The following is an 8,378-nucleotide window of genomic DNA, read 5'->3' as shown; positions in this document are numbered from 1 at the left end:
GGGGCCCTTCGCCGTTGAGCGACCGTCAGTGGCTGACCCGCCGTCAGCCGGTGACGGCGGGTCAGCAGCGCTCAGCGCAGCAGCGCCGGGACGCCCCGGCTGTCCGGCAGGTCGTCCGGCCCCGAGAGCACGGTGAGCCGCTGGGTGGCCCGGGTCAGCGCCACGTAGAGCACCCGCAGCCCCCCCTCCGACTCCCCCGCGATCCCGGTCGGGTCGGCCACCACCGTGGCGTCGTACTCCAGGCCCTTGGCCTCCAGGCTGCCCAGCGCCACCACCCGCTCGCCGAGCCCCTCGGCCCACCCGGCCGCCTCGGCCCGGCGGTCCATCGGGACCACCACCGCGACGGTGCCCTCGACCTCGCCGAGCAGCCGGACCAGCTCGGCCCGGGCCGCCGCGGCGAACGCGCCCGGCCCGGTCGCGGTGACCGCGGCGAACCGCGGCAGCGTCCCGGTGGAGCGCACCGCGGTCGGAGACGGCGTGCCGGGCGCGGCCAGCGCCAGCACCTTGGCCGCCACCTCGGCGATCTCGGCGGGGTTGCGGTAGTTGACGGTGAGCGTGTGGCGCCGGCGCGGCTTGCCGCCGAGCACCTCGTCCATCGCGGCCTGCGCCTCCTGCGGGAACGGCCAGGAGCTCTGTGCGGGGTCGCCGACGATGGTCCAGGTCGCCGTCCGGGACCGGCGCCCGATCATCCGCCACTGCATCGGGGTGAGGTCCTGCGCCTCGTCCACGATCACGTGCGCGTACTCGGTCCGCTCCACCGGCCCGCGCTCGCGCACCCGGGCGGTGCGGTCGGCGAAGGTGGTCACCTCGTCCAAACCGGTCAGCAGGTCGACCGCGTCCACCTCGCGGGTCCGGGGCCGGGCCGGCTCGCCGAGCAGCTGCTGCAGCTCGTCCAGCAGCGCCACGTCGTGGGCGCTGACCGCGCCCTCGCCCCGCTCCCCCAGGTGGCGCCAGGAGGCGGCCAGCAGCCGGGCCTCCTCGCCGGTCACCGCGCGCCGGGCGATCCGGTTGGTGTGCCGGGAGCTCTTCAGGGTGCCCAGCACCTGACGCGGAGTCAGTGCGGGCCACCAGGCCTGGAGGAAGTCCAGGAACGGCGCCTCGTCCGAGACGTACTCGTCGAACGCCTCCTTCTCCTCCTGGCGCTGCTCGCGGGCGTAGTGGTCGCCGGGCCTGGGCAGGTCGCGCACGGCCTCCGCCCAGAGCGCGTCCAGCAGCAGCCGGCGGGCCCTGGGGCGCAGCAGGTTGAGCGGGGTGCCGCCACCGCCCACCACCTGGCCGCGCACCGCGTGCAGCCGGGCCGCGTCCAGCCGCAGCACCTCGCCGCGGGCCACCACCTTAAGCTCGGTGGGCGCGTGCAGCTCCAGGGCGGCCCGGGCGGCCCGGCGCAGCAGCTGGACCATCCGGGCCGAGCCCTTGATCCTGGCCGTCTCGGGCGTGTCGTAGCGGCCCGCCTCGACGCCGTCCACCAGGCTGCCGATCGCCCGGATCGCCACCTGGCCCTCCTCGCCGAGCGAGGGCAGCACGCCCTCGGTGTAGGAGACCAGCAGCGGGGTCGGGCTGACCACCAGGATGCCGCCGGCGTAGCGGCGGCGGTCCTGGTACAGCAGGAAGGCGGCCCGGTGCAGCGCGACCGCCGTCTTGCCGGTGCCGGGGCCGCCGGTGACCAGGGTGGCGCCGGCGGCGGGCGCCCGGATCACCTCGTCCTGCTCTTTCTGGATCGAGGAGACGATGTCGCGCATGGTGTGGCTGCGGGCCCGGCCCAGCGAGGCCATCAGCGCGCCGTCGCCGATCACCGCCAGCTCCTCGCCGTCCAGTACCGGCGCCAGGTCCGGGCGGAGCAGGTCGTCCTCCACCCCGATCACCTTGCGGCCCTTGGACCGGATCACCCGGCGGCGCAGCACCCGGCCCGGCTCCAGCGGGGTGGCCCGGTAGAAGGGTGCGGCCGCCGGGGCCCGCCAGTCGATCACCAGCGGGCCGAACTCGGCGTCCAGCACCCCGAGCCGCCCGATGTGCAGGCTCTGCGCCACGTTCGGGTCGGCCGCGTCCAGCGGGGTGAAGGAGGGGATGCCGTGCTCCTCCGGGGCGTCGGCCTGCTGCAGGTCGATCCGCCCGAACAGGAAGTCCTCGAACTCGTTGTTCAGCCGGTGCAGGTGGGCGCCGGCCCGGAAGACCTGGGCGTCCCGCTCGGCCAGCGCCCCGGGGGTGCCGACCTGGACCCGCTTGGCGGCGTCCTCCAGGACGTACTCGGCCTCCGCGAGCTTCTCCTCGAGCCGCCGGTACACGGTGTCGAGATGCCGCTGCTCGCCGGCGATCTCCCGCTCCCGCAGACCCTCGCGGGCGGCGGTGGCGGGTGCGGCTGCGTGCTGACTGCCCTGCGCGGCCAAGGAATCCCCTGTCGTACGTCGTGCCGTTGGACGGTGCCGTCGGAGACGGCGGACGGACGATCCTACGGCACGGCGCGGGAAACACGAAGGCCGCCCTCCGGTTCGGAAGGGCGGCCTGCGCGCACATGGGATGGTGGAGATGCCGGGAATCGAACCCGGGTCCAGTGGAGTGGATTCAGGACTTCTCCGAGCGCAGTCCGCTGTGCTTTTCTCGGCCCTGGCAGTCACGCGGACAAGCCGCCAACAGGCCCAGCTGCTGTTTGGTGTCCCGTCCGCCCTCGCAGCCCGAGCGGACAGTTAAGTTCCCTAGATTATGCCAGGGTCCGGGTCGGGAACTCCCCGGTCTGACACCCGGCTCTCGCTACTTAGGCAGCGAGGGCGAAACGGGAATCGCTCTTAGAGTTGGCGATTATGTTTTTGCGACAGATGGTTAACGAGATCATTGCCGCGTTCCTCGGCTCGCTTCTCCTGTTTCGACTTCCCCTGTCGAAACCGATCATCCCCATGTTTTGTTGAGAAACAGCGCACCGGCCGGAGCCGGTGGTGCTGGGCCCATGCTACGCGCACCGCCGAAGCGGGTCCAGCCGATTACCCCTTCGGGACCGCAGGCGTCGGCGCCGGCGCGCTCTGGTGCGGGCCGGGGGTGCCCAACTGCTGGGACAGCCAGGGCAGTGCCCGGGCGAACGCGGTGGCGGCGAACTGCCACACGTGCCGGCCCGGCTCGACCACCACCTGGGTCCGCATCCCGTCCTTGCGGGCGGCGGCGTCCAGCTGCCTGGCCTGGGCGATGTGGTTGCCCTCCTGGTCCCCGCTCTCGAACCAGCCGGAGGCGTTCTTGTACTTCGGGTGGTGCCCCAGCACGGTCAGCGGGTCGTGCGCCGCCCAGGCGGCGGCGTCGCCGCCGTACAGCTTGTCGATGGTCTGCTGCTTGTTGCCCGTGTTCGGTCCGAGGTCGCCGGAGATGTCCTCGAAATGCGCGAACACGTCCGGGTGCTCGACCGCCAGGTCGACCGCGCAGGTACCGCCCATCGACCAGCCGACCACGCCCCACTTGTGCGGGTCGGTCGCGGTGTTGAAGGTCTTCTCGACGAACGGCGGAATGTCCTTCACCAGGTGGTCCTCGGCCTTGCCGTTCGGACCGTCCACGCACTCGGTGTCCACCTTGAAACCACCGGTCGCGTCGGCGAACACCATGACCGGGGCGAAACCGCCGTGCTGGGCCGCGTAGGCGTCCGCGGTCTGGACCGCGTTCCCGGCCCGCACCCAGTTGTCGGGGGCCGCGAACTCGCCGCCGATCATCTCCAGCACCGGCAGCTTCGGCCGGCTCCTGCTCCGGAACCAGGCCGGCGGCAGGTAGACCAGCTCCTGCCGGTGGCTGAAGCCACTGGCGGTGTCCGGTATGTCCACCCCGACGATCCGGCCGGTGGTGGTCTTCCCGGTCAGCGAGGAGAGCTGGGCCAGCGTCACCTGCTGCGGCAGCGGGTCACCGCTCAGTTCCCCGACCGCGTCGCCGACGGTCGGGTAGTACCCGGTGGAGGCGTTCAGGGCGAGGCCGGCCGACACCACCGCGAGCAGCGCGGCCAACGGCGCCAGGCCCCGGCGCCACCAGCGTGCCCCGCGCCAGCCCACCGCGAGCACCGCGAACGCGGCTACCGCCACGCCCAGCCAGAACCAGAGGGCGAGCGGCAGCGGGTCGGTGATCCCGCCCACGGTGACGGCGAGCAGGCCGAGCAGCGCGGTCAGCGCCGCCGCCGCGCCGAGGGCGGCCGGCAGTCGGCGCAGCCGCCAGTGGCGGTCGCGCCAGCCGGCCGCGGCCAGCAGTGCGGCGGCGGCCGCGAGCTGTACGGCCCATGGGAACCAGCCGCCGAGGAGGGAGACGTTCATGGCCGGGATGGTAGCCAGCCCCGGGCCCGCCGCGGCAGCCGTGGGCGGCCCGAGGACCGGTCTTGGGACCGAGCTGCTACAGAACTCCCGGCTTTCAGCCCCGCTGGCGGCGGCGGGCCGCGGCGACCGCACGGGCGGTCTCCCGGGCGTCCTGCTTCTCACGCAGCGTCTGCCGCTTGTCGTGCAGCTTCTTGCCGACCGCCAGGGCCAGCTCCAGCTTGACCCGGCCGTCCTTGAAGTAGAGCGAGAGCGGCACCAGGGTGTGGCCGGTCTCCTTGGTCTTCGCCTCCAGCTTGCGGATCTCCATCTTGTGCAGCAGCAGCTTGCGCTTGCGCCGCGCCGAGTGGTTGGTCCACGTCCCTTGGGTGTACTCGGGGATGAAGACGTTGTCGATCCACACCTCGCCGGACTGGGTGTAGGCGTAGCCGTCGACCAGGTTGGCCCGGCCCTCCCGCAGCGACTTGACCTCGGTGCCGGTGAGCACCATCCCGCACTCGTAGGTGTCGAGGATCGTGTACTCGTGTCGCGCCCGCTTGTTCTGCGCGATCAGCTTCTGTCCCGTTTCCTTTGCCATAGCCCGGACATTCTCGCACTTCGCGCGCCGGCTCGGCAGCCGGTTTTGCCCGGTCCTGCCCGACGGGGGCTCAGCGGCGCCCCGGGGTGGCGCCCAGACCGCCGAGCACCCGCAGCGCCAGCGCCTCGGCCGCGGCCGGGTCGCCGGCGGCCACGTCGGGCTGCAGGCCGGCGCCCTCCGGGGAGCGGCCGGCCGGCGTGTAGTACTGGCCCACCGTCAGTTCCAGTACCGAGCCGTCGGCCAGCCGGCTGGGCTGCTGCACGGTGCCCTTGCCGAAGGTCCGGGCGCCCACCAGCACCGCCCGGTTGCGGTCCTGCAGGGCACCCGCCAGCAGTTCGGCCGCGCTCATCGTGCCGCCGTCCACCAGCACCACCAGCGGGGTGGCGGTGTCGCCGCCGGCGGTGGCGGTCAGCTCCCGGCGCTCGCCGCGGGACAGGTAGGAGGCCACCGGGCCGCCGTCCAGGAAGACCGAGGCGGCGGCGACCGCCTCCGGCAGCAGGCCGCCGGAGTTGCCGCGCAGGTCCAGCACCACCCCGCGCTGCGGCGGGTGCTGCAGGGCGGCCCTGATCTCGGCGCCGACCCCGCTGGTGAACGCCCGCACCGAGATGCGCAGCACGCCGGGGGCCGGGTGGTCCACCATCACGTCCTGGGTGGCCAGTACGGTCCGACGCAGCGTCACCTCGTGGGAGGCCGCACCGGGCCGCTGCACCGCCAGCACCACGGTGGAGCCAGGGGCCGCGGAGCGGGCCGCCCGGTCCTGCGGCGCGGGGCGGCCGCGCAGCCGGGCCACCACCTCGGTCACCGGCAGCCGGTCGGCCGGCTCGCCGTCCACCGCGAGCAGCCGGTCACCGGCCGCCAGGCCCGCACCGGCCGCCGGGGAGCCGGGCAGCACCTCGTCGACCAGGGTGGTGCCGTCCTCGGCCCGGTCCACCGTCAGGCCCACGCCCAGGTACTCGCCGTCCAGGCCCTGGGCGAACTCGGCGTAGTCCTGCGGGCTGTAGTAGGCCGCCCAGCGGTCCGTGCCGCTGGCCACCAGCCCGGCCGCCTGTTCGGGCGAGAGCGCCGAGGGGTCGGCCGGCACGGCGTCCGCGGAGAGCGGCCGGCGCGGCAGCGGCGGCGCGGTGCCGCCCCAGGCACCCGCCGCCGCACCGCAGACCAGCAACACGCCGAACACCGCCGTGAGGGTGGCACCCTGGCGCGCGCGCTGAGAGCTCATGGGACCGGAGTCTAGGCGCCCGGTGCGCTGAGTGGCCGCGGAACACCCGAACATCACCGGGAGTCACCGGCTCCCTGGGGGAGTGTCAGACCTTGAGGTACTTGCGCAGGGTGAGGAAGGCCGCGATCGCCGCCATCCCCATACCGACCACCATCAGCAGCGGGATCACCTGGAGCACCGAGGAGAGCCCGATGAAGTGGATGAACTGCACCCGGCTGGCCAGCCAGTGGTGCACCCCGAAGTTGCCGACCAGCAGCAGGCCGGAGGCGAGCACCGCGCCGAGCAGCGCGGCGAACGCCGCCTCCGCGATGAACGGCATCTGCACGTAGAAGTTGGAGGCGCCGACCAGCCGCATGATGCCGGTCTCCCGGCGGCGGCTGAAGGCCGAGACCCGGACCGTGTTGACGATCAGCAGCAGCGCCACCGAGAGCATCAGGAGCATGATCACGAAGGCCGCCGTCTGCAGGCCGTTGAGCAGGCCGAAGAGGTTCTCCAGGATCTTGCGCTGGTCCTCCACCGAGCGCACGCCCTTCTGCCCGGCGAACTGGCTCTGGATGATGTCGTACCGGGTCGGGTCCTGCAGCTTGACCCGCCAGGAGGCCGGGATCGCGTCGGCACCGAGGACCGAGACCAGCGCGCTGTCCGGGTTCATCTCCTTCCAGTGCTTGTACGCCTCCTGCTGGTTCTCGAAGGTCGACTCCTTCACCACCGAGGGCGTCAGCTTGTCCAGGCCGGCCTTGACCGCGTCGATCTGGTCCTGGGTGGCCGCGCCGTCGGCGCACTGCGGCGCCGACTTGGCGTCCGCCTTGGTGCAGAAGTAGACGCTGACCTCGACCTTGTCGTACCAGTACCCCTTCATGGAGTTGACCTGGTCGCGGACGAGCAGCGAGGCGCCGGCCAGGGCCAGCGAGAGGGCGACACTGACCACGACCGCGATGGTCATGGTCAGGTTGCGGCGGAGACCGACGCCGATCTCCGACAGGACGAACTGGGCACGCATGCTTCAAAACTCCAAGATCGGGGCGGCGAACGGGCCGGGGCGGCGGGCCGGGGTGCCGGCTAGTGCTGGTACCCGTAGACGCCGCGGGCCTGGTCGCGGACCAGCAGCCCCTTGTCGAGCTCGATGACGCGCTTGCGCATCTGGTCGACGATGGCCTGGTCGTGGGTGGCCATCAGCACGGTGGTCCCGGTGCGGTTGATCCGGTCCAGCAGCTTCATGATGCCGACCGAGTTCTGCGGGTCCAGGTTTCCGGTCGGCTCGTCCGCGATCAGCAGCATCGGGCGGTTGACGAAGGCTCGGGCGATCGCCACGCGCTGCTGCTCACCACCGGAGAGCTCACCGGGCATCCGGTCCTCCTTGCCGCCGAGGCCGACCAGGTCGAGCACCTCGGGCACCACCTTGTTGATGGCGCTCTTCGGCTTGCCGATGACCTCCAGCGCGAACGCCACGTTCTGCGCCACGGTCTTGTTCGGCAGCAGGCGGAAGTCCTGGAAGACGGTGCCCAGTTGACGCCGCATGTGCGGCACCTTCCAGTTGGACAGCTTGCCCAGGTCCTTGCCCAGCACGTGCACCTCGCCGGTGCTGGGGCGCTCCTCACGCAGGCACAGCCGCAGGAAGGTCGACTTGCCCGATCCCGAGGAACCGACCAGGAAGACGAACTCGCCCTTCTCGATCTCCAGCGAGACCTCGTGCAGGGCGGGACGGTTCTGCTTGGGGTAGGTCTTGGAAACGTTGTCGAATCTGATCACGGCTGCATCACGGAGGCCATCCTAGGTGGAGTCCCAGACCCCGCGGTCCGCGCGGGGGCGGGCGGGCGGAGCCGTGGCCGACCGACTCCCCCGGCTTGGGACCATACGCGACCGCCCCGACCGCGCGCAGGGTCCGGCAGTGGCCGTGCCGACGAATTGTCCAAATCTGTAATGGAATGACCGGAAAATTGCGAGCCAATTCACAGGCCGCTTTCCGGAGCTGGGGTCGGCTTCTGCGGCCCGGGCGCCGGATCGCCCGGAACCTGGCAGAGTAGAGGGGAACCATCGGGCCCCCCGGTGCGTTGATCCGTGACAGCGCAGTAGCCAGGCAAGGAGGAGCTCGCATGACCTGCGATCATCTGGTGTGTGCCAACTGCGCCGGCCGCGTGAGCGACGGCCGCTGCCCGGTCTGCCGTGCCCACCGGGCCCGCCTGCAGGAGCAGCAGGGCCCGCTCGCCTGGCTCAATCCCGCCGCCCTGCTCGCGCTGGTCGCGGGTCTGCTCGCGGTGGCGGTGATCTGCCGGCAGGCGCTGGCGTAACCCCGAGGACGGTAACGAGGAGGGGCCCCGGA

The 8,378-nt window shown here is 72.3% G+C and carries 7 protein-coding genes and 1 other RNA gene; 1 reads left to right on the top strand and 7 read right to left on the bottom strand.

Annotated features, from left to right (window positions below; translation table 11 throughout):
* Positions 1–71 precede the first annotated feature (71 nt).
* The 7 genes from C7C46_RS31425 to ftsE form a co-directional block, all read right to left on the bottom strand.
* A complete protein-coding gene (locus C7C46_RS31425) occupies positions 72–2,384 on the bottom strand; it encodes a HelD family protein (RefSeq protein WP_110673329.1) in 2,313 nt (770 codons plus the stop codon).
* 131 nt (positions 2,385–2,515) lie between these two features.
* Positions 2,516–2,888, bottom strand: a transfer-messenger RNA (tmRNA) gene (gene ssrA / locus C7C46_RS31420).
* Positions 2,889–2,972: 84 nt separating this feature from the next.
* Positions 2,973–4,268 carry an alpha/beta hydrolase gene (locus tag C7C46_RS31415; RefSeq protein ID WP_110673328.1) on the bottom strand — a complete coding sequence of 432 codons (1,296 nt, stop codon included), beginning with the start codon at positions 4,266–4,268 and terminating at the stop codon, positions 2,973–2,975.
* A 94-nt stretch (positions 4,269–4,362) separates the two neighbouring features.
* The gene (gene smpB / locus C7C46_RS31410; RefSeq protein ID WP_110673327.1) at positions 4,363–4,842 is read right to left on the bottom strand and encodes an SsrA-binding protein SmpB; all 480 of its coding nucleotides are present in this window, start codon (positions 4,840–4,842) and stop codon (positions 4,363–4,365) included.
* Positions 4,843–4,912: 70 nt separating this feature from the next.
* Positions 4,913–6,058, bottom strand: coding sequence for a S41 family peptidase (locus tag C7C46_RS31405; protein ID WP_181442637.1), 1,146 nt, complete (start codon positions 6,056–6,058; stop codon positions 4,913–4,915).
* Positions 6,059–6,143: 85 nt separating this feature from the next.
* Positions 6,144–7,058, bottom strand: a complete 915-nt coding sequence (gene ftsX / locus C7C46_RS31400) for a permease-like cell division protein FtsX (protein ID WP_110673325.1) — start codon at positions 7,056–7,058, stop codon at positions 6,144–6,146.
* A gap of 59 nt (positions 7,059–7,117) precedes the next feature.
* Positions 7,118–7,807, bottom strand: a complete 690-nt coding sequence (ftsE, locus tag C7C46_RS31395) for a cell division ATP-binding protein FtsE (RefSeq protein WP_110673324.1) — start codon at positions 7,805–7,807, stop codon at positions 7,118–7,120.
* A 344-nt stretch (positions 7,808–8,151) separates the two neighbouring features.
* Between ftsE and C7C46_RS31390 the strand changes: the two genes are divergently transcribed.
* Positions 8,152–8,346, top strand: coding sequence for a hypothetical protein (locus tag C7C46_RS31390; RefSeq protein ID WP_110673323.1), 195 nt, complete (start codon positions 8,152–8,154; stop codon positions 8,344–8,346).
* The last annotated feature ends 32 nt before the right edge of the window (positions 8,347–8,378 follow it).

The organism is Streptomyces tateyamensis (assembly GCF_003205575.1).
Classification (GTDB): Bacteria; Actinomycetota; Actinomycetes; order Streptomycetales; family Streptomycetaceae; genus Kitasatospora; species Kitasatospora tateyamensis.
The sequence above is the reverse complement of the archived record's forward strand: the minus strand, read 5'-3'. Positions and strand labels throughout refer to the sequence as shown.

Excerpts from the sequence above, each read along its gene's own strand:
- C7C46_RS31415 (WP_110673328.1), bottom strand. The coding sequence starts at position 4,268 with ATGAACGTCTCCCTCCTCGGCGGCTGGTTCCCATGGGCCGTACAGCTC.
- smpB (WP_110673327.1), bottom strand. The coding sequence starts at position 4,842 with ATGGCAAAGGAAACGGGACAGAAGCTGATCGCGCAGAACAAGCGGGCG.
- C7C46_RS31405 (WP_181442637.1), bottom strand. The coding sequence starts at position 6,058 with ATGAGCTCTCAGCGCGCGCGCCAGGGTGCCACCCTCACGGCGGTGTTC.
- ftsX (WP_110673325.1), bottom strand. The coding sequence starts at position 7,058 with ATGCGTGCCCAGTTCGTCCTGTCGGAGATCGGCGTCGGTCTCCGCCGC.
- C7C46_RS31390 (WP_110673323.1), top strand. The coding sequence starts at position 8,152 with ATGACCTGCGATCATCTGGTGTGTGCCAACTGCGCCGGCCGCGTGAGC.